Origin of the sequence: Janibacter melonis (assembly GCF_003721155.3) — a bacterium.
GTDB lineage: Bacteria > Actinomycetota > Actinomycetes > Actinomycetales > Dermatophilaceae > Marihabitans > Marihabitans melonis.
The window spans coordinates 2,858,078-2,880,717 of sequence record NZ_CP044548.2; the positions used below are offsets into that span (position 1 = coordinate 2,858,078).

Sequence of the window (22,640 nt, forward strand, 5' to 3'; positions counted from 1 at the left end):
CGAGGTCGAGCCTTCCCGCCCTGGGCGGGAAAGTGCGAAGGGGGATCAGCAGGGGGTCTTGCTCTCCTTGAACCACGACAGCCGCCAACCGTCGCGGGAGGGCCAGGAGGTGTTGCGCACCGAGAAGGTCGCGCGGACGCTGCGCAGGGCGGGGTCCTTCACCGGGGCGCCCGAGGCGTCGACGGTCTTGAGCGCGGAGCGGTCGATGCACCCGGACAGACGCACCGTGGGCCACACGGTGATCTTCTTCGAGTCGTCGAAGGTGAGGTCGAGCGAGGTGACCGTGAGATCGGTGATCTCGGTGCGGCCGGTCTGCGCCCGCTCGGCCAGGATCAGCCGGTTCGCCCGGGTCGACGCGACGGTCTTCGCTGAGCCCTCGGCGACCGCCTCGAGGGTCGCGCCGCCGGGGTCGGCAGACGGGTTGTCGAAGATGCCGTCGGCGCTCGCGAAGTAGCCCGTGACGACCCCCTTCGCCCGCTGCCGGGCGTCGTCCTCGGGCGAGATCTTCTCGACCGGCGCGCGGTCCACCCCGCCGGTCCGCACGACGAGCGGGGTGGGCTCCTGTGCGCAGCCGGCGAGCACGACGAGACCGGCCGCGGCGACGAGCGCGAGCGGACGTGACGTCCTCATGCCGCGTTGACCGTCTGCGACTCGAGGACGCGGATGATCGCCGAGCGCTCGAAGTCGAGCTGCTGCTGCTGCACCGCGTCCTGGGTGGAGTCCCGCCACTGGATCGTCCAGTAGGTGCGGATGGTCACCCGGTAGTACCCGGGCTCCTTGTACCGGTGCCCGCACGTCGGCGAGTCGCGCAGCTTGAAGGAGGGGAAGTACTCGGTGCCCTTCTTGCAGCGCACGGTCGTGCCGTCACCCATGTCCCACGTCGTGTGGGTCGTCTGTGCGCTGACGAAGTACGGCGTGCCCGGCTCGCGCACCGTGACGGGCGGGTCGGCATAGGTGTAGAGGTACTGGCCGGCGGCCCACATCCACACCGGCATGCCGACGACGCCGGCGCTGCCCTCGGCGTAGCGCCGAGCGCTAGGTGCCAGGCCGATGGGGAAGGCGACGAAGCGCATGTTGAGCACGGTCTCGGCGTTGTCGCGCGGGGTCCCCTCGGCGCGGGGAGGGTCCGCGTACCAGTACGTGCCGATGGTCAGCCCGACGCGGTTGACGCAGTCGTAGAGACGGCCGGTCGTGTGCCCCTCCCACTCGGGTCGGGAGTAGTCGACCTCGTCGTTGTTCTCCGCGAGGTAGCACTGTCGCTCGTTGTTCCACGGGCCGTTGATGCTGAAGCAGCTGATCGCGTCGTACCCAGGGGGCCCGGTGTGGCACAGCGGTCGTCGTGGCCCGTCCCCGGAGCCGCCGCCGTTGCCCCCAGGACGACCGAGGTCGAGCCGGCAGCCCGCCTGCAGCCCGAGCTTGCGGCAGATCTCGGCCTGGCTGCTCGGGGCGACCGCGAGGGCGGTGATGAGCAGCAGGGCCGTCGCGCACAGCACGGACAGCGCGCGCGAGGACCGGCGGCGGGCGGGGTCGAGACGGCGGGTCCGGGGCATGGGGCGGTGCTCCTTCGGTGAGGTCATCCGACGCCTCGCACGGCATGGGTGCGCTCGAGCTGGTCGACCTGCTCGAGCAGCCGGCGCGACCCGGTGTCGAGGTCGGCGTCGTCGGTGCCGCCGAGCTCGCGCAGACCGGCGACCGCGCCCTCGAGCAGCTCGTCGTCGAGCTCGTGGGCGGCGAGGACCTGCAGGCGCCACAGGGGCTCGGCGTGCGGCTCGACGGTGAGCCCGACGACGGTCGCGTCGTACGCGGCGCTCACCCGGCCCTCGAGCAGACGGCGTCGGGCGAGCTCGGCCGCGGCCTCGCAGATGGCCTCGATCATCGTCGATCGCAGCGGTACCGCCCAGAGGTAGTGGCGCGATCGCGACCCGACGAAGGGGCGCCCGCGCACGAGACCGAGGGCCTGCTCGAGGTCGGTGGTCTGGGCCGAGCGGGTCTCGCCGGGCAGCAGGCGCTGCCAGATGTCCCAGTCGGACGGCAGCGCTGCAGCGGCTGCACGGCCCGACTCGGGCGCCCCGGTGAGGTCGTGGGCACCGCGCTGCGGCGCGAGCTCGCCGATCCAGTCGCCGAGCGCGGCGAGGGCGCCGAGCCGGGCGCGGGCGTGGTCGTGCCCGCTGCGGTTGGGCCACATCGCGTCGTCGAGCTCGGCGTCGCTCGCGCCGGGGTGGAGGTGGAGGTAGGCCGCCAGCTCTGTGAGCCGCGCACGGTGCACCTCGCGCACATCGGGCCCGTGGTCGATGTCGACGGGGCCGAGGAGGCGAAGGACGGGCCCGGCCACCTGCGCGGCGAGGTCGGCGTCGCGCAGCGGGAAGTCGACGACCGGCGGCAGCGGCACCCCGGGGGTCGGTGTCACCTGGTTGCTCAGCCAGCGGGGAGTGCTCGCCGTCGCGGTCCACGAGCTGTCGGTCGCCCGTCGCACGGTCTCGACGAGGGCGGCGGTGTCCTCCTCGGCAGACCGCCCTGAGGTCGCTACGACCGGGGTGTTCCAGCGAAGGGGGACCCGTCGCGCCGCCGTGATCTCGTCGACGTGGCGTCGGGTGGGCTGGTCGTCCTCGCTGCTGACGACGACCCGGCCGTCGTCGTCGAGGACGACGCCGGGCGAGCCCATCGCGGCCGCGGCGGCGCCGACGGTGGCCAGCGTCGGCTCCTGCGCCGGTGCCCAGTAGTCGTCGGACTGCACGGCGAGCTGGAAGAGCTCGACGACGGCGGCGACCGCGGCGTCGTCGGCACGCTGGGCGCGCAGCTGCAGCTGGCTGGGGGCGAGGACCGCGGCGTCGGGGTCGGCGCCCACCGACAGCGACCACAGACCGTCGACGGGGGTCTCGCTCGTGTGCACGAGGGCGATGCGCGGCGAGCTGGCTGCCGCCCGCACGAGACGGTCGCGGTCGGCCGCGCTCGGCTCGCCGCTCACGAGGACGACCTCGCGCGCCGTCGTCTCAGCGGTGACGCCCGCGGCGACGAAGTAGCCGGTCGCGTCGGGCACGTGCCGCAGGCGGGGAGAGCCGATGGCGTCGACGAGCGCGGGGTCGCCGCCGACGACGGTGATCGTCGTCCGGTCGGCCCACGCGCTGCCGGCGAGGTCGAGGGCGAGGGCGGCGACGACCGCGCGGGTCGTGCGCTGCTCGCCGACGACGGCGAGGGTCTGCGCGTGCGCGAGGTCGACGAGCACGTGGGCGTCCTCGGCGTCGGTCCCGAGGGAGACGAGCGCCGGGTACGGCGGGGGCACCTGGGCCAGGGCGAGGGTGTCGAGCCCACGGGCGCGCTCCGCCGCCAGGGTCCAGACCCGGGGGTCGGCGGTCGACGTCCACGGCGCGGGGAGCACGAGCGGGCTGTCGAGCTGCACGTCGACGTGGTGGCGGGTCAGCCGCACCGACTGCAGGCCAGGCAGCGCGACGTCCTGGGCGGCGGCCGCCCGGGCGAGGTCGCGCAGCGCGAGGTCGACCGTGTCGCGGGAGTGGCCCTCCGCCGCCAGGCGCAGGGTGCCCTCGAGCGGCGTCGTCTCGCTCGTCCGGCGCCCGGCTCGCAGGCCCCGTCGGCGGGCCGCGCCGAGCAGCCCGAGCAGGCCGACGGCGGTGAGCCCGCCGATGCCGATGGCCGTGCCGGCCCAGCCGTCGTCGGGGTCGGCGACGAGCACCGGGTCGGCGGTCTCGGAGGACTCGCCGGTCGCCGGGGTGGCAGCCGCGGTCTGCCCGACGGTCGTCGCGGCGTCGCCCGCGGTGACCGCGGACCGGGCATCGGCGGCGGTCTCGGCGCCCAGGTCATCCGGCACGTCAGCGGTCGGGTCGTCGTCGGTCGTGGGGGAGGACGGCGCCGTCGTGGACGGCGCGGTCTCGGCCGACCGGGCCGCACCGGGGGACGCGGTCCCGGCGTCGGACGCGGTGCTGTCAGAGTCGGCGCCGCCGGACCCCGTGCCGTCGGACCCCGTGCCGCCGGGGACGGAGAGCTGCCAGCCGGGCTTGATGAGGTCGGGATCGGTGAGCCGCTCGCCACCGGGCTGCTCGAGGTCCGAGGAGGCCTGGGCGATCTCGTCGTACCGCGAGCCGTCGCCGAGCTCGTCCTCGGCGACCTCCCACAGGGTGTCGCCGGGCTGGACGGTCACCTCGTGACCGGCGTCGTCGGCGGAGGGCGCGGGCGTCTCGTCGGGGACCTGGAGCTCGGCGCCGGGGGTGATCCAGTGCGAGGAGATGCCGGGGTTGAGCTCGAGGATCTCGTCGTACCGGGCGCCGTCGCCGAGGTGCTGCTCGGCGATCGACCACAGCGTCTCGCCCCGCGCGACCGTGTGCGTCCGGGTGGCGACCTCCGGTGCGGCCTCGACGGAGCTCGCGGCGTCGTCGGCCGCACCGATGCCGGTCTCGGCGGTCGTGCTCGCGACCGCCGCCGCCCCGCCCGCCTGGTCGGCGACGACGCTCGCCGTCGCGCTGGCCGTGGCGGCGCTCGCCGCACCGCCGCCCGGGGACGCGCTCGCGCTGCCGGCCACGCTCGTCACGGCCGGAGCGGCGATGAAGAGCAGGGCGGCCGTCGCGACGAGGCTGCGGGCCATGCCCTGCGGCAGGGACAGGCCCGGCAGGTCGGGCGCCTGCGCGCCGGCGAGCCGGGCGACGACCTCGACGACGATGCACAGCGCGAAGAAGAGCCAGGCCAGCCAGGCCGCGTAGGTGAAGATCGTGCGGAAGACGGCGCCATCGGCGGGCTGGCGCACGGCGTCCCAGATCTCGCCGACCTGCGGGGTCGACGACGGCACGGGGCTCGCCCCGATCGCGAGCAGCAGCCACGGGACGCCGCCGAGGATCGCGAGGATCCCGACGAGCGCGAGCAGACCCCGCAGACGTCTCATCGCCGGTACTCCTCGCCGTCGAGATCGGTCTGGGCCAGGGTGGCCGTCGACTCGCCCTCGACCGTCCACGGGCCGAGGCCGATGGCGCCGAGGAAGACCGGCTCGTAGGTCGCGCGGGTCCGCACGGTGATCTCGCGACCTCCCGGCTCGAGGACGACCGAGTCGACCTCGAGACCCTGAGCGACGACGTAGTCGCGCGCGGCCTGGGTCGAGCGGTTGTCGAGCACGACGCGGTCGCCCTGGATCGCGTCGCCGGCCTCGATCTGCTGGCCGGCCGCACGTGCTGCCTCGTCGGCGACGAGATCGGCCCGCTGCGTCGCCCGGACCTGGCCGCCGCCGTCGACGACGAGCCCGAGGAGCGGGATGACGGCCAGGGTCGCACTGATGAAGTAGGCCGAGAGCGACCCGCGGTCGTCGCGGACGCGCCGGCGAAGGGGGGGACGGGCCACGACTCAGCGCTCCCGGTAGACGTCGAGCGGGCTCGTCGCCGAGCCCTCGAGCGTCACGTCGCCCAGGCCCGGGATCTCGACCCCGGAGATGTCGACCTGGCAGCTGACGGTCACGGCGACCTCGGCCGGGGTGCCGGGGTCGGTGCGGAAGGCCGCGAGGTCGACCGTCACGGCCGGGGTCCCGCGGCACTGGAGGTCCTGCTCGGCGAGGTACTCGTCGGCGGCGCGCTGCGCGTTGGCCGTCGCGGCGTCCTCGCCGCGGCTGAGCGTGGCAGAGCGTGCCGCCTCGGAGGCGGCGTTGCCGATCGCCTGCTTGGCGATGGCGACCCGTCCGCCGATGATGAGCATCGCGAGGAGCAGCACGAAGGCCGGGCCGAGGATGACGAGCTCGATCGAGGTCGACCCCCGCTCGTCGCGCACCTGTGCACGCCGGGTCACGGGCCCGCACCGCCGATCGGCAGCGGCTCTGCCGGGTCCTCGGGTCCCCCTTCGCCGACCCCGTCGGGGTTGACCGGGTTGCGGGGGGCCGAGAAGTCCTCGAGCGGGCGGGTCGAGGACTGGGTGACCTTCGGGTCCCAGCCGGGGATGACCGACAGGGTCGTGCCCGTGACGGTCACCGTCACCGCGTCGTCGGTGCGCTCGACGCTCACCTCCGGCGAGCCGAGGATGCCGTCGCCACCGGCTCGCCCGGCGAAGGACATCGCCGCCTCCTGGCCGAGGCTGTCGCTCGACCCCTTCGCCGCCGCGTCGCGGGCACCCTCCTGCGCGGAGGCCATGGCCACCCCGCGGGCGTGGTAGTAGATCGCGCCCTGGACCGTGACGAAGAGCAGCGTGAGGGCAAGGGGGAAGAGGATCACCATCTCGATGGAGACCGACCCTCGCTCGCGCGCCCGGCGGGCGCGCGCCCCCTGCCCGCGCGTCACTTGATCTCGTTGGCCTTGTCGGTCACGAATCCGCGCACGGCGACGACGACGAGACCGGCGATCGCGATGGCGGCGACCGCCCACAGCACCTGCTCGATGGTCACCGAGCCGCGGTCCTCTCGTGCCCGCCGCAGGACGTCGACCTGGTCGGCGGTGTGGTCCGTGGCCCGCAGGCCGAGGATCTGGAGGGTGGTGATCAGCGCGATCATGGCTGCTCCTGCTCTGGGGTTCGAGGGCGCGCGGGGGCGACAGACCGAACCCCCGGCATGCTGAGGGTAACGGGGTGCGACCCTGCGGTGGAACGGGGAAGAGTCCCCGTCGTCGGTGGTCTCATCACGACCCCATGATCCGCAGCAGCGCGGGGGTGACGAGGATGGCCATGAAGATCAGGCCGAGGGTGGACATCGGGATCGAGAGCCGCTCGCCGGTCGCGTTCGCCTCTGCGAGAGCGGAGTTGAGCTCGGCGGTGCGCATGCTCTGGCTGCGGGCGCGCAGGGTCGTGTAGACCTGGGCCCCCTCCTCGCCGGAGAGCCGCATGATGTCGGCGAGGTCGGCGAGCTCGGGCAGCCCGAGGTCGTCGGAGAGCTTGCGCAGCGCGTCCCACGGGGGCTGGCCGGACCAGCGCGACCGGGCCAGCTCCTCGCCGATGCGGCGGAAGACCCACGCGTCGCCGATGCCCGCTGCGATCTCCATCGCCTGCCGCGGGCCGGACCCGGCGTTGCGCTCCAGCGCGACGAGGTCGATGTAGGAGGCGAGCGCCCGGCCGAACTCCTTGCGCGCCTTCGCGGCGTCGTCGCGCACGTTGTAGTCGGGCAGGAAGAACATCAGGCTGCCCAGGAGCAGCGCGCCCATGATCGCGAAGAAGACCGGGACGGCGAGCCCGACGGCGGAGAAGAGGATCATCAGCGCGAAGGGGATGACCAGCCCGACGACGGCGAAGAGCACCTTCTCGCCGAAGAAGCGGTGCACGGGGATGCGCAGGAGGGCCAGCTCCTTGGTCGGCACCGCGCCGAGCGCGTCGAGCGGCAGCGTGCGCATGGCCCAGCGGCCGAGCGTGTCCTTCGCATCGGCGTCCGTGCCCGCGCGCTGCGTGCGGTCCTCCTCGGCGAGCGAGCGCTCCGGCGAGAGCCGGTCCAGCGCGGAGGAGAGGTCGACCTGGGCGGGTCGAACGCGCCACAGCAGCATCGACAGGCCGAGCCCGACGAGGGCTCCGGCGAGGAGCATGAGGGGCAGGTCGCCGGTGGTCATGCGTCGGCCTCCTCGGCGACGGCCGTCCCGATGAAGCGGGGCAGCTCCTTGCCCTTGGCCATCTGCTTCATCCACACGAGGGCGGCGACGTACAGGCTGAGCAGGAAGCCCAGGGCGATCTGCCCGACCCCGCTCTTGTACGGCTCGACGTACTCGTTGGTGAGGAAGAGGACGCCGAGGACGACCATCGTGATGATCGTGACCCAGCGGGCCGTCGCGCGGGGCTTGGCGCGGTCGGCCTCGATCATCCGGCGGGCCCGCACGTCCTCGGCGACCGACATCGCCACCGACTCGAGGACGCTGGCCAGGCCTGCACCGCGACGCTGGGCGCCGAGCAGGAGGTTGGCGGCGAGGAGGTCGCCGGTGGAGTCGTCGAGGTCGTCGGCGAAGGCGCGCAGCGCATCGCCCGTGGGCCAGCGGGCGCGCAGCCGGGCGGCGAGCAGGCGGACCTCCGGCTGGATGGCCTTGGGCGCGCTGCGCAGGGTCGCGATGATGGCCTGCTCGAGACCGACGCCGACGGTGAGGACACCGGCGAGCGAGCGGGTCCACTCCTCCATCGCCTCGAGCCGCTCGATGCGCTGGTCGGCGTCGCCCGACCCGAGCAGCCAGGGCAGGCCGAGGACGAGGGCCGGCAGGATGACCATGGCGATGACCCAGCCGGTGAGCAGCGCGATGACGAGCCCGAGCACGACCGAGGCGACGGCGAGCTGCTGGGTGCGCCTGGGCAGTCGACCCCACCGCGAGTCGTCCCGCGCGCGGGCGACGGCCGGCTGCTTGACCCGCACCGGGGTCTTGCGCACGCCGAGCACGAAGGTCACGACCGCCAGCGCGAAGATCGCGCCGACGAGCAGCGACCAGAGCCAGATCACGCCGAGCTCCGGGCGAAGTAGTCGGCGATGTCGAAGCCGTAGCGCTCGAGCTCGCGGTAGTCGTCGGGCAGCACGCCCGGCACGGGCGGGCCGCCGTTCGGGTTGGGCTGGTAGACGTGCGTCGTCGCCGCCCCGTCCTCGCCGGGCTGCACGACGACGATCTCGCTGATGTAGCGCTCGCGGCGGGACTCGCCGTCGGGCGAGGACTGGGTGTCGAGGTGCAGTTGGACGATGACGTTGATGTGCTCGGCGATGGCACGCTGCGCGTAGGCCTCGGTGACGTGCGAGCCGGCCTCCATCGCGCAGGTGATGAGCTTGCGGATCGCGCCCACGGCGTTGGCGGAGTGGGTCGTGCTGATCGACCCCGAGCCTGACTGCATCGCCTTGATCATCGCGAGCACCTCGCGCCCGCGGACCTCTCCGACGATCTGGCGCGAGAGGTTGAAACGGAAGGAGTCGTAGAGCAGGTCGTCGAGCGGGATCTCGCCGGCCTGGCGCCCGTCGGGGCCGACCTCGCCGGAGCCGGGCCGCGACTCCCACGCGACGATCCGCCGGTGCTTCTCCGGCAGCTCGTGCAGGTGCAGCTCGTACTCGGTCTCGAAGGTGCCGATCCGCTCCCACGGGTCGAGCTCGGCGCACAGCGCACGGACCATCGTCGTCTTGCCCGCGCCCTGGGGGCCGGCGACGACGATGCTCTTCTTCGCCCGGACCGCGGCGCGCAGGAAGGACACGGCCGTCATGTCGAGCATCCCGCGCTGCGCGAGCTCCTCGAGGGTGATCTCGCGCAGCCGGTGGCGCCGGATGACGAGCGAGGGTCGCGGGGTGACCCAGGCGGTCGCGGCGAGACGGGCACCGCCGTCGAGCCGCATGTGCAGCCGCGGCTGGGCCTCGGAGAAGGGCCGGGCGTTGACCTCGGAGCGGCTGGCGAGGAAGACGAGGAAGTCGATGAGCTCCTGGTCGGTCTCGGCGACGGGCGGGCCCGGCCGCAGCGTGCCGTCGGTGTACTCGAGCATCACCTGGTCGCACCCGGTGATCTCGATGTTCTCGACGCGCTCGTCGTCGACGAGGGGCTGCAGCCGTCCGAGCCCGAAGAGCGCGTTGAAGACGGCCTCGGCGACCCGCTCCTGCTCGTCGAGCGACCACGCACGCCGACCGGTGGCGAGGTGCTCGGCGGCGGTGGTCTGCAGCAGCTCCATGATGATCGCCCGGCCGAGCTCACGCTGCTGCGCCGTCGTGAGGTTGCTCCGGTCGTGCAGCGCGCCGGTGAGCATCTCCGAGGCCTGGGTGCGCAGGTCGGCGACCTGGGTCCAGTCGATGTCGCTGCCGTGGACGGCCTCGGCGGGCAGGGACCCGCCCTGGACCCGGCTCACGGACGGCAGTGCGGGCGACGAAGGGGGCAGCGGCGCGGCGTCCGGCGCGAAGGTGCCCGACGGCGGGGGGCCGACCTCGGGCAGGGGTGCGCTGCCGGCGTCGCCCGGCACCGACGGCACGGCCGGTCGAGGGGCGGCGGTGTGGCGGGCGTAGGGCGAGGAGGTGCCCGCACCCGCGGCGAGCCGGGCGGAGACGTCGGCGTCCTGCGGCGCCGGCTCGTCGAGGTCGCCCCCGGCGAAGAGCGGCAGCGAGGTGGGGTCGGTCGGTCCGTGCTCAGACATTGCTGTCGGCCTTCCGCTGGACGGAGCTGAGGCGCTGCCGGTTCGTCGCGATGACGCCCTGCGCCGAGCTCACGGCGGCGGCGAGGCTGCGCTGGAAGGCGCCCGAGGCGTACTTCTTGCCCGGCTGCGCCCCCGTCGACAGCACGAGCGCGTCCTCGGGCGCCCAGGCGATCTCGGCGACGACCGGCAGCCCGAGGACCTTGCGGATCTCACGGGCGCTGTAGGGGCGGCCCGAGCCGACGACGACGAGACCCAGGCTCTCCTCCGAGCCGGTGCTCAGCAGCTGCTCGCGCACCGCCTTCGCCCAGGAGCGGGCGCCGGCGACGGCCGGCAGGTCGGAGCGCACGACGAGCAGGGAGAGGTCGGCGGAGCGCACGAGCGGCTGGGCGGAGTGGGCCACACCGATGCGGCCGGCGTCGACGACGACGTCCATGCCCCGCTGCTCCATCCCGCGCAGCACCCCGGTGAGCGGCTCCCAGAGGTTGACGAGCGACGCGGCCTGCTGGTGCGAGCGGATGCCGGGGACGAAGGAGACGGGGGAGCCGGGGATCTCCATGGCCACGGTGGCGATCGCGGCGTTGAGGTTGCCGACCCGGTTGGCGACGGCGAGCTCGACGAGCCCGCGGTCGTGCGCCGCCTGGCCCTGGAGGTAGCCGGCGAGGACGGCGGGGGAGCCGGTCGCGTCGGCGTCGACGAGGTAGACGGGGCGCTGCCAGGCCAGGGCCAGGCCGAGCGCCGTCGTCGTCACGCCGGGCGCGCCCGCGGCGGAGAAGAGGGTGATGACCGCCATCAGCTGCTCGACCCGCTGGAGGTGGGGGAGCTGCTGCCAGAGGAGCTGGAGCCGCTCGGGGACGTCGACCCCGCGGGCACGTCCGCCGGCGCCCCGTCGACGGGGAAGCCGTCGGTCTTGGCGTTGAGGTCCTGCTCGGCCCGGTCGCGGGTGTTCAGCACGAGCGAGACGTTGCCGGTGCCCGACGCGGCGGCCACCCGAGGGGCGTCGTCCGCGCGCACGAGGATGTCGACGATCATCCCGCGGGCGTCGGTGGCGGGGCGGGTGCTCGTCACGTAGCCGAGGTACTCGTCGGGGTTGGCCGCGGGGTCCTCGTCGAGGGAGTAGACGACGCGCACCTGGTCGCCGTTGCGCAGGATGTCGCTCGGCATGCGTCCCGGCTCGAGGTAGAGACCGACGACCGAGGTGTCGGCGGGCACGTCGAGCTCCTCGGTCACCGCGTCCTGCGTGACGATCGAGCCCGGCGCGAGGTCGTACTGCGCGTAGAGCCCCTCGAGCTTGCGCGCGTCGGACCACGGGAGCGGGCGGACCGCGCTGTCGTAGCTGACGTTGGCCATGACGAGGTCGTCGGCGGTGATCTGCTCGCCGCGCGACACCCCTTCGCGCACCGCGACGACCTCGTTGGTGCCAGCGATCTCGGTGAGGAGGTACGCGGCGAGGAGCGCGCCGACCGCGGTGAGGATGACCGAGACGGCGATGAGCATGGGGCGCCGGCGCAGCTTCGGCGGGGCCGCGGCGACGTCGCCGTCACGCCGGGTCGACCGCGTCTGCTCGGGCGGGATCTGCTCGGTCGGGATGCTCATGCTCGCGGGCTCCTGAGGGCGGGTTCGGGTGGGGGAGCCTCGCAGCCCCCTGCTCCAGCGCGCTCAGGCTATGCGACGGTGAGGGTCCCCGGTACCCGCGCAGCCGTTGGGTTTTGGCGATGTCGGCCGTCCGCGACGACGGGGTCGGCCCGCCTCGCTGGCAGCATGACCGCATGGCCACGTTGCTCGTCGTGCACCACTCGCCCACGTCGTCGATGCGCGCCCTGCTCGACGCAGCGCTCGCAGGCGCCGGTGACGACGAGATCGAGGGGGTCGAGGTCGTCGTGCGCGACGCGCTCGAGGCGACGGCGCAGGACGTGCTCGACGCCGACGGCTACGTGCTCGGCACGACGGCGAACTTCGGCTACATGTCGGGCGCGCTCAAGCACTTCTTCGACAGCACCTTCCTCGCCGTCGGCGGCGCTCTCGACGCGGACGGCCAGGGCGCGGCGGGGACGCCGCGGCGCACCCCCTTCGGGCTCTACGTGCACGGGCGCTACGACACGACAGGCGCGGTCCGCTCGGTCCACGGCATCGTCGGGGCGCTCGGCTGGACGCAGGCGTCGGCGGACGTCGAGGTGCTCGGCGACGTCGACGACGACGCCCGGGCGCGGGTGCGCGAGCTCGCCGCGACGATCGCGGCGCTGCTGGGCTGAGCCCGGTCGGTCTCAGCCGTGACGCGGGACGTGCCGGGTGTGCCGGGCGGTGTAGCGACGGTTGAGGAGGTGCTGGGCGAGGAGCAGCCCGCCGACGAGGAGCGCGTAGCCGGCGAGGGCGACCCAGCCGCCGATCAGCCCGACGACGGCGCCGAGCAGGACGATCGCGGTGACGACGACGGCGAGGGCGACCTGGTTGCGGCGCACCGCGTCGAGCGACTCGGCGCTCGCGTGGCGGTGGCGGGTCGAGGGGGAAGCCACGGGGGACGGAGCCGGTGCAGCGGCGGGGGCGGGCGGGGCCGCCGTGGGGGCAGCGGGTGCCGTCGTGGGTGCCTGCGAGACCGGGGCGGTCGTGGCGCCGGCGGGCAGCTCGACGGGGACGACGACGTGGTGGCCCAGGGCCAGGCGCGGGATGACCGCGGTCTCGACGTCGTCGGTGTCGACGTCGAACCAGGCGGCGAGCATCTCGGCCTCGAGGACGCCGTAGTCGTTCGCGGAGGTCTCGGGTCGGGTGGTGGCGCGCTCGGTCATGCCTGCGATTGTCTACTGCCGCCGGGCTGCTCGGGCGCAGGCACGCCGCAGCCGGGTCGCCTCCTTGGTGAGCCGCTCGCGCTGCGTCGTCTGCGTGCGCAGCCGCTCGCGTGCCTGCGCCACCGCCTCCCGAGCCCGGGCGAGCGCCTCCTCTGCCTCGGCGAGCTGCGAGGTCGCCAGGTCGACCTTGGCCTCGACGGTCTGCAGCCGCAGCTCGGTCTCGCGCAGCTCGGCCGCCTCCGGCGGCTCCGGGGGCTCCGGGGGGTCCTGCGTCTGCTCCTCGTCGGTGGTCTCGACCCCCTCGCCCCGACCGGCGCCGGCCGCGCCCCCGGGCAGCACCCGCAGCCGAGCTCGCGCAGCGACCGCGTCGTCGAGGTCGACCTCGCCGAAGCCGGAGTAGCGCAGGGCCCGCACGAGCATCCCCGACGCCAGCGCCGCCTGGCTCGTCTCGTCGGCCAGGGCGGCGACGACGGTAGCGGCGACCTCGTCCTCGCCCGCGGGGGAGAGCTGCCGGTCCTCCCCCTTCGCGACCTCTCGGGTCGCCGCGACGACCCGTCGCACGAGGGCGTCCCGCTCGGGACGCGCGTCGCGCAGGGCGGCCGCGTCCCCTTCGCCCTGGGCCGAGCGCATCCGCTCGCCGAGCTCGCCGACCTCGGCGAGCAGCTCGGGGGAGCGGCGGGCGAAGAGGTTGAGCAGCCATGCGGTGACCGTCGGCTTGCGCAGGGCCTTGATCTCGCGGCCCAGGTCCCCACCGGCCTCCTTGGCCAGGCGGGTGCGCACCGCGACGAAGTCGCCGAGCCCGCCCCCGTAGAGCTCGCCCACCGCCTCGTCGAGGTCCATGCGCCGATCCTGCCAGCACGCTCCCACCTCGCGCCCAGGCCACGCCCCTAGGCTGGCGCCGCATGAGCGGCCTGACGTCCACCCCTGCGCGCACCCGCCCGGCGACCCGATGGGTGGCCGTGGTCACGACGCTGCTCGTCCTCGGCTCGCTCGCCGCCTGCGGCCTCGTCGCGCTGCGGGCCGACCGGGTCGGCGAGGGCAGCGGTCTCGTCTTCGGCTTCCTCGCGTGGAATCTCTTCCTCGCCTGGGTGCCGTACGTGCTCGCCCTGCTCATCGGGACCCTCGACCGCGATGGCCGGCCGGGCTGGTTGCTCCTGGGAGTCGGCGCGGTGTGGCTCGCCTTCCTGCCCAACGCGCCGTACATCCTCACCGACTTCATCCACCTCGGCGCGGTGGCCGGGGTGCCGCTGTGGTTCGACGCGGCGCTCATCGCCACCTTCGCCGGGACCGGTCTGGCCCTCGGCCTCGTCTCGCTCGTCCTCGTGCACCGGGTCGTGGCGCGTCGCCTGGGGCCCGCCGCGGGCTGGGTCGGCGCGATCCTCGTGCTCGCGCTGAGCGCCGTCGGCGTCTACCTCGGCCGCTTCCCGCGCTTCAACTCCTGGGACGTCGTCACCAACCCCGGCGGGCTCGTCTCGGTCGTGCTGAGCCGCGCCTCGGACCCCCTGGGCAACCCCTTCCTCCTGCAGTTCGTCCTCGGTCTCTCGGTCCTCCTGCTCGTCAGCTACGTCCTCACGTGGATGCTCGCGGCGGGCCTGCTCGGCCCGGCGCGGCGCACCGCCGTGCCGCCCTCGCGGACGCCGGCGCGCGGCCCCCTTCGCGCTGACTAGCGTGGTCGGCACCGACCGAAGGGAGATCGACATGGGTGCGCTCACCACCGAGGACCCCACGACGGGCACCGCGGTGCCGGAGGACGCGCTGCGTCGCGACATCCGGCTCGTCACCTCGCTGCTGGGTCAGACGCTCGTGCGGGCCGAGGGGCAAGAGCTGCTCGACCTCGTCGAGGAGGTGCGCGCGCACTCGAAGGAGGGCTCGCTCGCCCAGCTGCCGACCATCGACCTCGACCTCACGACGAAGGTGGCCCGCGCCTTCACCGCGTACTTCCACCTCGCCAACGTCACCGAGCAGGTGCACCGCGGGCGGGCGCTCGTCGAGCAGTGCGCCCGGGAGGGCGGCTGGATCGCCCAGGCGGTCGAGCGCATCCGCGCGGCGGGGATCGACGGCGAGCGGCTCGGCGAGGAGGCGGCCCGCGTGTGCGTGCGCCCCGTCCTCACCGCGCACCCCACGGAGGTGACCCGACGCTCGACGCTCGACAAGCTGCGCCGCATCGCCGCGCTCCTCGACGAGCCCGACAGCACGCGACGCACGCGACGTCTCGCCGAGAGCATCGACCTGCTGTGGGCGACCGACGAGATCCGGGTCGAGGCTCCCGAGCCGACCGACGAGGCGCGCAACGGCATCTACTACCTCGAGGGCCTCTCGCGGGCCGCCGTGCCCGACGTCGTCGAGGAGCTGCGCGACGAGCTCGGCGAGGCCGGGGCGGGGCTCTCGCTCGACGCCGTGCCGCTGCGCTTCGGCACGTGGATGGGTGGCGACCGCGACGGCAACCCCAACGTCACGCCGGAGGTGACCCGTGAGGTGCTCAGCCTGCAGGCGGTCCACGGCATCGGGCTGCTGCGCGACCGGGTCGACGTGCTGCGGCGCGACCTGTCGGTGAGCGACCACCTCTCGACGACGTCGGACGAGCTCGACGAGCGCCTGGCGACGATGCTCGACCAGCTGCCGCAGATCGAGCTGCGCTACCGCCGGCTCAACGCCCAGGAGCCCTACCGGCTCTACCTCACCGCGGTCGGCGTGCGCCTCGGGCTCACGCAGGAGCGGGTGCGCCGGGCCGAGGCCCACGTGCCCGGCCAGGACTACGCCGACGACGTCGAGCTGCTCGACGACCTGCTCGTCCTGCACCGCTCCGTGAGCGAGCACCAGGGCGAGCTCGTCGCCGCGGGCGAGCTCGAGCGCCTCGTGCGCACGGTGCGCTCGACCGGTCTGACCCTCGCCGCGCTCGACGTGCGCGAGCACTCGGCGAAGCACCACGACGCCGTCGGGCAGCTGCTCGACCTCACCGGCGACCTCGACGAGCCGTACGCGGCGCTCGACCAGCCCGGCAGGATGCGGGTGCTCGGGGCCGAGCTCGCCGGCCGGCGGCCGCTGGCCCGTCGTCCGCTGCCCCTCGAGGGCGACGCGGTGACGACGGCGCGGGCCTTCGACGCGGTCGTGTGGGCGCTCGACTCCTTCGGGGCGCGCACGGTCGAGAGCTACATCATCTCGATGACGCGGCACGCCGACGACGTGCTCGCCGCGGTCGTCCTCGGCCGCGAGGCCGGTCTCGTCGACATCCAGGCCGGGGTCGCCCGGGTGGGCTTCGTGCCGCTGCTCGAGACCGTCGAGGAGCTCGGCAAGGCGCAGGAGATCATCACCGCGCTGCTGTCCGAGCCGTCCTACCGCGAGGTCGTGCGCCTGCGCGGCGACGTCCAGGAGGTCATGCTCGGCTACTCGGACTCGAACAAGTCGGGCGGCATCGCCGCCTCGCAGTGGCAGATCCAGCGTGCGCAGCGGGTCATCACCGACCTCGGCGCCCGCTTCGGGGTGCGGATGACCTTCTTCCACGGCCGCGGAGGCTCCGTCGGGCGTGGTGGTGGCCCGACGTACGACGCGATCCTCGCGCTGCCCGCGGGCACCGTCGCCGGCGAGGTGAAGATCACCGAGCAGGGCGAGGTCATCTCCGACAAGTACGCGCTGCCCGTCCTCGCCCGGCAGAACCTCGAGCTGATGATCGCCGCGACGCTCGAGGCGAGCGTGCTGCACCGCGAGCACCGGCGCAGCGCCGACGAGACCGAGCGCTGGGACGCGCTCATGGACCGGGTGGCCGGGGCGGCGCAGGAGCGCTACCTCGAGCTCACCGAGCGCGAGGGCCTCGCGGGGTACTTCCTCTCGGCGACGCCGGTCGACCTGCTCGGGCAGCTGCGGATCGGGTCTCGTCCCTCGCGCCGGCCCGGTGCCGACGCGGGGCTGGACGACCTGCGCGCGATCCCGTGGGTCTTCGGCTGGACCCAGAGCCGGCAGATCGTGCCCGGCTGGTACGGCGTGGGCTCGGGCCTGGCCGCGGCCGACGAGGACCTCGAGACCCTGCGCGAGATGTACCAGAGCTGGCCCTTCTTCCGCTCCTTCCTCGACAACGTCGCGATGACGCTGGCCAAGACCGACCTCGGCATCGCCCGGCAGTACGTCGCCGCGCTCGCGCCCGACGGCGAGGGCACGCTCGACGACATCGCCGCCGAGCTCGACCGCACGGTCGCCGAGGTCCTGCGGGTCACCGGCGACGCGGCGCTGCTGGACCGGGAGCCGACGCTGCGCACGACGCTCGAGATCCGCGAGCACTACCTCCAGCCGCTGCACCACCTGCAGGTCGACCTGCTGCGCCGTCAGCGCGACGGCGAGGACGACCCGCGCCTGGGCCGGGCGCTGCTGCACACGGTCTCCGGCATCGCCGCGGGGATGCGCAACACGGGGTGACCTCGGCCCCGAGGTGACCGGGCGAGGGGCGAAGGGGGGGCTCGTCCCCCCTTCGCCGCCGGCCTGGTCGTCGTCGGTGCCAGGCCCTACCGTCGTGCCATGAGCGCGAGTGGTGGGGACCGACCGCTGACCGGGCGGGTGGCGCTGGTGTCCGGTGCGACCCGAGGCGCCGGGCGAGGGGTCGCCCGCGCTCTCGGCGAGGCGGGGGCGACGGTCTGGTGCACCGGGCGCACGACGCGTGAGCGGCGCTCGGAGTACGACCGTCCCGAGACGGTCGAGGAGACCGCCGAGCTCGTCACCGCAGCGGGCGGCGAGGGCGTCTGGGCCGAGGTCGACCACGCCGACGAGGCGAGCGTCCGCGCCCTCGTCGAGCGCATCCGCGAGGTCCACGGGCGTCTCGACATCAGCGTGTCGAGCCTGGGTGGCGAGCACCTCCACGGCGAGTGGGACCAGCCGGTGTGGGCCCAGGACGTCGAGACCGGGCGACGGATCCTGCGCGGCGGGATCGAGACCCACCTCCTCACGGCGACGTACGCGCTCGACCTGCTCCACCGCACGCCCGGCGGGCTGCACGTCGAGCTCACGGACGGCGACGCGGCCTACAACGACACCCGCTACCGGATCAACGCCTACGTCGACCTCGTCAAGACCGGGCTGACCCGGCTCGCGCACAGCCTGGGCCACGAGCTCGCCGAGCACGGGGGCACCGCGATGGCCGTGAGCCCGGGCTGGCTGCGCTCGGAGATGATGCTGGACGCCTTCGGGGTCGACGAGGAGACCTGGCAGCAGGCCTGGACCGACACCGGGCGGGGTGGTGTGGCGCCCGAGGCCTTCGCGGTGTCCGAGTCGCCCCTGCTCGTCGGGCGGTGCGTCGCGGCCGTCGCCGCGGACGAGGGCCGGACCCGGTGGAACCAGCTCTCGACGACCTCGGAGGTGCTCGCCGCCGAGTACGACGTGCGCGACGCCGACGGCTCGCAGCCGCGGGCGTGGTCGTACATCACGGCCATGGAGGACGGCAGCACGCCAGACGTCGCGGACTACCGCTGAGCGTCCGGCTCAGGACCCCTTCGGCCAGTCGTCGGGGGTGCTGGCGCCGCCGGGGACGACCTGCTCGCCCTCGGGCACGTGGTCGGTCCAGCGGTCCTGGGGGCGGTAGCCCAGCTCGAGCATCGTGCTCGTGACGTCCCAGCGACGGTCGGGATTGTCCGAGATCGCGTAGTAGAGGCCGTAGCCGACGTCCTCGACCTCGATCGCGCAGCGGAAGACGCGCTCGGCGTCGTCCTCGCTGAGCCACATGGCGCGGAGCAGCTCGACGTCGGTCTCGGTCGGGTCGGGGCTCACCCACCCGATGCGCAGGCACAGCACGGAGATCCCGTGCGCGTCGTGGTAGTAGCGCCCGAGCGTCTCGCCGAAGACCTTCGTCACGCCGTAGAGCGAGTCCGGCCGCGGCAGGTCCGTCGGGCCCACCGGCCACTGCTCGTCGCGGTCGTACATGCCGAGGACGTGGTTCGAGGAGGCGTAGACGACCCGGCGCACGCCCGCGTCGCGGGCCGCCTCGAGCACGTTGCGGGTGCCGACGACGTTGGCGCCGAGCACGTCGTCCCACGTCGACTCCGGCGACGCGGCCCCGGCGAGGTGGACGACCGTGTCGACGCCGTCCATGAGGGCGCGGACCTCGTCGTAGTCGGTGAGGTCGGCCTCGCGCAGCTCGCGCTCCTGCTCCGGCGTGCGCGGGGTGCGGCCGTGCATGACGACGTCGTAGTCGTCGCGCAGCCGGTCGGACAGGACGAGGCCGATGCCTCCGGTGGCACCGGTGATGAGGATGCGTCGGGTCATGGCCCCAGTCTCACGTCCGGCGAGGGCCCGTCGGGCGAAGGGGCGGACCCGATCCGCGGACGTAGGCTGACCGACGATGTCCAGCTCGAGCGCCCCGGAGCGCATCCCCCGTGAGATCTGGGTCCTCGTCGCCGCTGCCTTCGTCATCGCCGTCGGCTTCGGTCTCATCAGCCCCGTCCTGCCGGCCTACGCCCGCAGCTTCGACGTCGGCGTCGCGGCGGCCTCGGTCGTCGTCTCGGCCTTCGCCTTCTTCCGGCTCGTCTTCGCACCGGCCGGCGGGTCACTCGTCTCGCGGCTGGGGGAGCGGCCGGTCTACCTCGCCGGGCTCGTGATCGTCGCGCTGTCCTCGCTCGCGACCGCCTTCGCCCAGTCGTACTGGCAGCTGCTCGTCTTCCGCGGCGTCGGCGGTCTGGGGTCCACCCTCTTCACCGTCTCGGCGATGTCGCTCCTCGTGCGTCTGGCGCCGCCGCGCATCCGTGGCCGGGTGTCGTCCGCGTACGCCAGCTCCTTCCTCCTCGGCGGCATGCTCGGCCCGGTGATCGGCGGGCTGCTCGCCCAGCTCGGCCTGCGGGTCCCCTTCGTCCTGTACGCCGTGGCCCTGCTCGTCGCGGCGGGCGTCGTCGCCGTCTTCCTCGGCGGCACCCGGCTGCGCAGCGTGTCCGACGGCGAGTCGCGCCCGACGATGCTCGTCTCCGAGGCGCTCGCCTCGCCGACCTACCGCGCGGCGCTCGCCTCCTCCTTCGCCAACGGGTGGTCGAGCTTCGGGGTCCGGGTCGCCGTGCTGCCGCAGTTCGCGGTCGCGATCCACGACGCGACGTGGGTCGCGGGCGCCGCGCTGGCCATCTCTGCCGTCGGCACGGCCGCGGCGCTGCAGGTCGCGTCCCGGTGGTCGGACACCATCGGACGGCGCCCTCTGGCCCTCGCCGGCCTCGCGATCACCGCCGTCGGGATCGGGCTCGTCGGCACGAGTCAGCGCCTCGACGTGCTCTTCGTGCTGTGCGTCGTCGCAGGCGTCGGCGCCGGGCTGCTCAACCCCTCGCAGCAGGCCGCCGTCGCCGACGTCGTCGGCAGCGAGCGGGCCGGAGGGCGGGTCCTCGCCCGCTTCCAGATGGCTCAGGACGCGGGAGCGATCATCGGGCCGATCCTCATCGGGGTCGTCGCCGACCGCTTCGGGTGGACGACCGCCTTCGCCGTCACCGGGGTGATCACCGCTCTGGCCATCGGCCCGTGGCTGCGGGCGCGCGAGAGCGCCCCCGGCGTCGTCGCGCCCGAGACGGCCTAGCCGGAGACGGACCCGCCCCCGACCGGCCGGGCGGGGATCGACGACAACCCCGGCCCGTGCAGCTCGTCGACGGCGTGCCGGCGACCGCTGAGCAGCAGGACGATCGCGAGGGCGGGACCACGCACCTCCGGGCCCTGGCCGACGACGAGGTCCGTGTCGTCGGCGACCAGCCGCACCGCCCGGGCGACGGAGCGGCCGCCGCCGATGGCGTCGGGGGTCTTCGCCTGGTAGCGCGCGGCACCCTCGAGGGTCTTCGCCGGGTAGGCCCGACGGATCCCGAGCGCGCCACGGATGTCCTCGCCGTGGGCGACCTCCTCGACGAGCCGCGACTCGAGCGAGGCCAGCCATGTCGGTGGCCCGCTCGTGCGGTCGACGACCTCGCGCAGCCGAGCGAGGGTCTGCTGCGGCGTCGCCCCGCGCTGGGCGGCGACGCCCGCGGTGTTCTGCCGGTCGAGGTCCCCCTTCGCCCGCACCATGGCGCGCAGCAGGCCGACGGGGGTCGTCAGCGCGTTGTCGACGAGGTGAGCGGCGACGTCGTGCACGCTCCAGCCGGGCGCGAGGGAGGGCGTGTCCCACTGCGACGGAGCGAGGCCGGAGAGGTCGTCGACGAGCGCACGCCGCTCGGCGTGGACGAGGGGCCAGATCTCGCTCATCGTGTGTCGGCGATCTCGTGCAGGCGGGCGACGTAGTCGGCCCACCACCGCTCGCCCTGCTCCGGCAGGTTGTCGCCCGCGCGGCGCAGGCCGACGGACCCGTCGAGCTGCTCGCGCAGGACGTCCATGTGGCCGGCGTGACGAGCCTCGTCGACGGCGAGGTGGACGATGATCTGGTCGAGCGTCACCTCACGACCCTCCGGTCCCCACCACGGCACGAACCCCCTCGCGTCCAGGTCGAGCGCCCCGACCGTCGCGTCGGCGTGGGCGAAGGCCCGGTGCGCGAGGTCGAGGACGTCTGCCATCGACTCGTCGGCCGTCGCGTAGAAGTCGAGGTTGTCGTCGAGCGAGGCGCCGGGCGCATCCCATGGGTAGGCGATGCCCGCGGGCCGCCCGAAGCAGTCGCCGAGGTAGCCCAGCTCCATGAGGGCGCAGTGCTTGAGCACGCCGAGCAGGTTGGTGCCCGTCACGGTGCGTGGGCGCCGCGCGTCGGCCTCGCTCACCCCGTCGAGCTTGGCGAGCATCGCCTGACGCTGCTCGCGGACGTAGCCGTGCAGGACCTCCTTCGTCGTCACGCCGCTCAGCTCTGCTCGCCGGCGATGTTGACCATCCACGGCATGCCGTAGCGGTCGACGAGCATGCCGAAGTCGTCGCCCCACATCTGCCGCTCGAGCGGCATCGTCACCTGACCGCCCTCGGCCAGGCGCTCGAAGCACCCACGCAGGTCGTCGTCGGGCCCGCCGCTGATGGACAGCGTGATCGCGTCGCCGATGGCAGGCGTGCCCTCGGTGCCGGGGGCCATGTCGCTCGCCATGAGGGACAGCCCGGTCGGTGTGTCGAGGCGGGAGTGCATGACCCCCTCGTTGCCCGGGTCGCCCATCTCGGCGAAGGTCGAGACCGACAGCTCGCCGCCGAGGGCGGAGCGGTAGAACTCCATCGCCTCGCGCGCGGTGCCGGGGAAGGTGAGATACGGGTTGAGCGTCGCCATCGCAGTGTCTCCTCGTCGGGGCCGTCCTCGTCGACGGCCAGGCGCCGAGACTAGGACCGAGCCCTGACAGCCCGCAGCGTCCCGGCGCCCGCCGGTCCCCCCTTCGCCTCCCGTCGTCCGCCGACGTCTGGCAGGGTCGGCCCGGTGACAGGACGCGCGCGGGGGTGGCTGGTGCTCGCGGCGCTGGCGGGGACGGTGCACGCGTTCTTCAGCCTGTACTGGGCGATCGGCGGCGACTGGCTGCTCGAGACCCTGGGCGAGCGGATCGTCACGACCTTCGCCGACATGCGCTGGGTCCTCGTGCCCGTCGGCCTCGTCAAGCTCGTCGCCGCTCTGGCGCCCCTGTGGCTCGACCGCCGCGGCTGGCCGCTGCGACCGCTCACCCGAGGTCTCGCCTGGCTCGGCGGCGCCGTGCTCGTCGTCTGGGGCGGTCTCAACACCGTCGTCGGCCAGCTCGTCCTCGCCGGCGCGATCCGGCCCGACCGCGGGTTCGACCGGCCCGGGATGATCGGGCACGCGTGGCTGTGGGACCCCCTCTTCCTCGTGTGGGGTCTCGCCCTGCTCGTCCACCTCGCCGCCACCCGGCGCCGTCGTGGCCGCGAGGGCGCCGGTCCGGTCCGCGTGTCGGACGGCACCTCGCGGCAGCGGTGATCGCAGCTCGCCGG

At 74.1% G+C, this 22,640-nt stretch carries 24 protein-coding genes; 6 read left to right on the forward strand and 18 right to left on the reverse strand.

The window, feature by feature from the left end; genetic code table 11:
- Window positions 1-45: 45 nt before the first annotated feature.
- The 12 genes from EEW87_RS13685 to EEW87_RS13740 all read right to left on the reverse strand — a co-directional run bounded on the left by EEW87_RS13685 (window position 46) and on the right by EEW87_RS13740 (window position 11,622).
- The gene (locus EEW87_RS13685) at window positions 46-630 is read right to left on the reverse strand and encodes a hypothetical protein (RefSeq protein WP_123092511.1); all 585 of its coding nucleotides are present in this window, start codon (window positions 628-630) and stop codon (window positions 46-48) included.
- Complete coding sequence (locus tag EEW87_RS13690) at window positions 627-1,550, reverse strand: PKD domain-containing protein (protein WP_148041594.1); 924 nt, start codon at window positions 1,548-1,550, stop codon at window positions 627-629. Before EEW87_RS13690 ends, EEW87_RS13685 begins: the two co-directional genes overlap by 4 nt.
- A gap of 23 nt (window positions 1,551-1,573) precedes the next feature.
- Window positions 1,574-4,888: a LysM peptidoglycan-binding domain-containing protein gene (locus EEW87_RS13695; protein ID WP_123092509.1), complete on the reverse strand. Its 3,315-nt coding sequence runs from the start codon at window positions 4,886-4,888 to the stop codon at window positions 1,574-1,576.
- Entirely contained in the window at window positions 4,885-5,337 is a 453-nt protein-coding gene (locus tag EEW87_RS13700) for a TadE/TadG family type IV pilus assembly protein (RefSeq protein WP_123092508.1), read from the reverse strand. Before EEW87_RS13700 ends, EEW87_RS13695 begins: the two co-directional genes overlap by 4 nt.
- Window positions 5,338-5,340: 3 nt before the next feature.
- Window positions 5,341-5,775 carry a TadE/TadG family type IV pilus assembly protein gene (locus EEW87_RS13705; RefSeq protein ID WP_123092507.1) on the reverse strand — a complete coding sequence of 145 codons (435 nt, stop codon included), beginning with the start codon at window positions 5,773-5,775 and terminating at the stop codon, window positions 5,341-5,343.
- Window positions 5,772-6,260, reverse strand: a complete 489-nt coding sequence (locus EEW87_RS13710; RefSeq protein WP_123092506.1) for a TadE family protein — start codon at window positions 6,258-6,260, stop codon at window positions 5,772-5,774. Before EEW87_RS13710 ends, EEW87_RS13705 begins: the two co-directional genes overlap by 4 nt.
- Window positions 6,257-6,469 (reverse strand): hypothetical protein, encoded by a 213-nt coding sequence (locus EEW87_RS13715; protein WP_205473734.1) that lies wholly within the window; start codon window positions 6,467-6,469, stop codon window positions 6,257-6,259. The genes EEW87_RS13710 and EEW87_RS13715 overlap by 4 nt, the downstream gene beginning before the upstream one ends.
- 124 nt (window positions 6,470-6,593) lie before the next feature.
- Window positions 6,594-7,508, reverse strand: a complete 915-nt coding sequence (locus tag EEW87_RS13720; RefSeq protein ID WP_123092505.1) for a type II secretion system F family protein — start codon at window positions 7,506-7,508, stop codon at window positions 6,594-6,596.
- On the reverse strand, window positions 7,505-8,377 hold the full coding sequence (locus EEW87_RS13725; protein ID WP_229300246.1) for a type II secretion system F family protein: 873 nt from the start codon (window positions 8,375-8,377) through the stop codon (window positions 7,505-7,507). The genes EEW87_RS13720 and EEW87_RS13725 overlap by 4 nt, the downstream gene beginning before the upstream one ends.
- A complete protein-coding gene (locus EEW87_RS13730; RefSeq protein WP_123092504.1) occupies window positions 8,374-10,029 on the reverse strand; it encodes a TadA family conjugal transfer-associated ATPase in 1,656 nt (551 codons plus the stop codon). Before EEW87_RS13730 ends, EEW87_RS13725 begins: the two co-directional genes overlap by 4 nt.
- Window positions 10,022-10,819 (reverse strand): CpaE/TadZ family protein, encoded by a 798-nt coding sequence (locus tag EEW87_RS13735; protein WP_191564058.1) that lies wholly within the window; start codon window positions 10,817-10,819, stop codon window positions 10,022-10,024. The genes EEW87_RS13730 and EEW87_RS13735 overlap by 8 nt, the downstream gene beginning before the upstream one ends.
- Window positions 10,819-11,622 carry an SAF domain-containing protein gene (locus tag EEW87_RS13740; RefSeq protein WP_123092503.1) on the reverse strand — a complete coding sequence of 268 codons (804 nt, stop codon included), beginning with the start codon at window positions 11,620-11,622 and terminating at the stop codon, window positions 10,819-10,821. The genes EEW87_RS13735 and EEW87_RS13740 overlap by 1 nt, the downstream gene beginning before the upstream one ends.
- A 173-nt stretch (window positions 11,623-11,795) precedes the next feature.
- Between EEW87_RS13740 and EEW87_RS13745 the strand changes: the two genes are divergently transcribed.
- Entirely contained in the window at window positions 11,796-12,278 is a 483-nt protein-coding gene (locus EEW87_RS13745; RefSeq protein WP_123092594.1) for a flavodoxin family protein, read from the forward strand.
- A gap of 12 nt (window positions 12,279-12,290) precedes the next feature.
- Here EEW87_RS13745 and EEW87_RS13750 read toward each other — a convergent pair whose 3' ends face one another.
- Window positions 12,291-12,809: a hypothetical protein gene (locus EEW87_RS13750; RefSeq protein ID WP_123092502.1), complete on the reverse strand. Its 519-nt coding sequence runs from the start codon at window positions 12,807-12,809 to the stop codon at window positions 12,291-12,293.
- A 12-nt stretch (window positions 12,810-12,821) separates the two neighbouring features.
- Entirely contained in the window at window positions 12,822-13,649 is an 828-nt protein-coding gene (locus tag EEW87_RS13755) for a hypothetical protein (protein WP_123092501.1), read from the reverse strand.
- A 62-nt stretch (window positions 13,650-13,711) separates the two neighbouring features.
- Between EEW87_RS13755 and EEW87_RS13760 the strand changes: the two genes are divergently transcribed.
- The 3 genes from EEW87_RS13760 (at window position 13,712) to EEW87_RS13770 (ending at window position 18,263) form a co-directional block, all read left to right on the forward strand.
- Window positions 13,712-14,476, forward strand: coding sequence for a DUF1361 domain-containing protein (locus EEW87_RS13760; RefSeq protein WP_123092500.1), 765 nt, complete (start codon window positions 13,712-13,714; stop codon window positions 14,474-14,476).
- A 31-nt stretch (window positions 14,477-14,507) separates the two neighbouring features.
- Window positions 14,508-17,216, forward strand: a complete 2,709-nt coding sequence (gene ppc / locus EEW87_RS13765; protein ID WP_123092593.1) for a phosphoenolpyruvate carboxylase — start codon at window positions 14,508-14,510, stop codon at window positions 17,214-17,216.
- Window positions 17,217-17,315: 99 nt separating this feature from the next.
- A complete protein-coding gene (locus tag EEW87_RS13770; protein WP_123092499.1) occupies window positions 17,316-18,263 on the forward strand; it encodes an SDR family oxidoreductase in 948 nt (315 codons plus the stop codon).
- Between the two features lie 9 nt (window positions 18,264-18,272).
- Here EEW87_RS13770 and EEW87_RS13775 read toward each other — a convergent pair whose 3' ends face one another.
- Window positions 18,273-19,052, reverse strand: coding sequence for an NAD-dependent epimerase/dehydratase family protein (locus EEW87_RS13775; RefSeq protein WP_123092592.1), 780 nt, complete (start codon window positions 19,050-19,052; stop codon window positions 18,273-18,275).
- Between the two features lie 76 nt (window positions 19,053-19,128).
- Here EEW87_RS13775 and EEW87_RS13780 point away from each other — a divergent pair, with 76 nt between their 5' ends.
- Window positions 19,129-20,334 (forward strand): MFS transporter, encoded by a 1,206-nt coding sequence (locus tag EEW87_RS13780; RefSeq protein ID WP_123092498.1) that lies wholly within the window; start codon window positions 19,129-19,131, stop codon window positions 20,332-20,334.
- Here the strand turns inward: EEW87_RS13780 and EEW87_RS13785 are convergent.
- The 3 genes from EEW87_RS13785 to EEW87_RS13795 are packed head-to-tail and all read right to left on the reverse strand — an operon-like array spanning window position 20,331 to window position 21,975.
- Entirely contained in the window at window positions 20,331-20,987 is a 657-nt protein-coding gene (locus EEW87_RS13785) for a maleylpyruvate isomerase family mycothiol-dependent enzyme (protein ID WP_123092497.1), read from the reverse strand. The genes EEW87_RS13780 and EEW87_RS13785 overlap by 4 nt on opposite strands.
- A complete protein-coding gene (locus EEW87_RS13790) occupies window positions 20,984-21,562 on the reverse strand; it encodes a DinB family protein (RefSeq protein WP_123092496.1) in 579 nt (192 codons plus the stop codon). Before EEW87_RS13790 ends, EEW87_RS13785 begins: the two co-directional genes overlap by 4 nt.
- A 5-nt stretch (window positions 21,563-21,567) precedes the next feature.
- Window positions 21,568-21,975, reverse strand: a complete 408-nt coding sequence (locus EEW87_RS13795; RefSeq protein ID WP_123092495.1) for a VOC family protein — start codon at window positions 21,973-21,975, stop codon at window positions 21,568-21,570.
- A gap of 144 nt (window positions 21,976-22,119) precedes the next feature.
- Here EEW87_RS13795 and EEW87_RS13800 point away from each other — a divergent pair, with 144 nt between their 5' ends.
- A complete protein-coding gene (locus tag EEW87_RS13800) occupies window positions 22,120-22,626 on the forward strand; it encodes a DUF3995 domain-containing protein (protein ID WP_123092494.1) in 507 nt (168 codons plus the stop codon).
- Window positions 22,627-22,640: the final 14 nt, after the last annotated feature.

What these genes read in the sequence shown, in the direction of transcription:
- EEW87_RS13785 (WP_123092497.1), bottom strand. Translation starts at nt 20,987, where the DNA reads ATGAGCGAGATCTGGCCCCTCGTCCACGCCGAGCGGCGTGCGCTCGTC.
- EEW87_RS13780 (WP_123092498.1), top strand. Translation starts at nt 19,129, where the DNA reads ATGTCCAGCTCGAGCGCCCCGGAGCGCATCCCCCGTGAGATCTGGGTC.
- ppc (WP_123092593.1), top strand. Translation starts at nt 14,508, where the DNA reads ATGGGTGCGCTCACCACCGAGGACCCCACGACGGGCACCGCGGTGCCG.
- EEW87_RS13695 (WP_123092509.1), bottom strand. Translation starts at nt 4,888, where the DNA reads ATGAGACGTCTGCGGGGTCTGCTCGCGCTCGTCGGGATCCTCGCGATC.
- EEW87_RS13735 (WP_191564058.1), bottom strand. Translation starts at nt 10,819, where the DNA reads ATGGCGGTCATCACCCTCTTCTCCGCCGCGGGCGCGCCCGGCGTGACG.
- EEW87_RS13755 (WP_123092501.1), bottom strand. Translation starts at nt 13,649, where the DNA reads ATGGACCTCGACGAGGCGGTGGGCGAGCTCTACGGGGGCGGGCTCGGC.
- EEW87_RS13690 (WP_148041594.1), bottom strand. Translation starts at nt 1,550, where the DNA reads ATGCCCCGGACCCGCCGTCTCGACCCCGCCCGCCGCCGGTCCTCGCGC.
- EEW87_RS13795 (WP_123092495.1), bottom strand. Translation starts at nt 21,975, where the DNA reads ATGGCGACGCTCAACCCGTATCTCACCTTCCCCGGCACCGCGCGCGAG.
- EEW87_RS13740 (WP_123092503.1), bottom strand. Translation starts at nt 11,622, where the DNA reads ATGAGCATCCCGACCGAGCAGATCCCGCCCGAGCAGACGCGGTCGACC.
- EEW87_RS13720 (WP_123092505.1), bottom strand. Translation starts at nt 7,508, where the DNA reads ATGACCACCGGCGACCTGCCCCTCATGCTCCTCGCCGGAGCCCTCGTC.
- EEW87_RS13685 (WP_123092511.1), bottom strand. Translation starts at nt 630, where the DNA reads ATGAGGACGTCACGTCCGCTCGCGCTCGTCGCCGCGGCCGGTCTCGTC.
- EEW87_RS13775 (WP_123092592.1), bottom strand. Translation starts at nt 19,052, where the DNA reads ATGACCCGACGCATCCTCATCACCGGTGCCACCGGAGGCATCGGCCTC.
- EEW87_RS13745 (WP_123092594.1), top strand. Translation starts at nt 11,796, where the DNA reads ATGGCCACGTTGCTCGTCGTGCACCACTCGCCCACGTCGTCGATGCGC.
- EEW87_RS13750 (WP_123092502.1), bottom strand. Translation starts at nt 12,809, where the DNA reads ATGACCGAGCGCGCCACCACCCGACCCGAGACCTCCGCGAACGACTAC.
- EEW87_RS13730 (WP_123092504.1), bottom strand. Translation starts at nt 10,029, where the DNA reads ATGTCTGAGCACGGACCGACCGACCCCACCTCGCTGCCGCTCTTCGCC.
- EEW87_RS13715 (WP_205473734.1), bottom strand. Translation starts at nt 6,469, where the DNA reads ATGATCGCGCTGATCACCACCCTCCAGATCCTCGGCCTGCGGGCCACG.
- EEW87_RS13770 (WP_123092499.1), top strand. Translation starts at nt 17,316, where the DNA reads ATGAGCGCGAGTGGTGGGGACCGACCGCTGACCGGGCGGGTGGCGCTG.
- EEW87_RS13760 (WP_123092500.1), top strand. Translation starts at nt 13,712, where the DNA reads ATGAGCGGCCTGACGTCCACCCCTGCGCGCACCCGCCCGGCGACCCGA.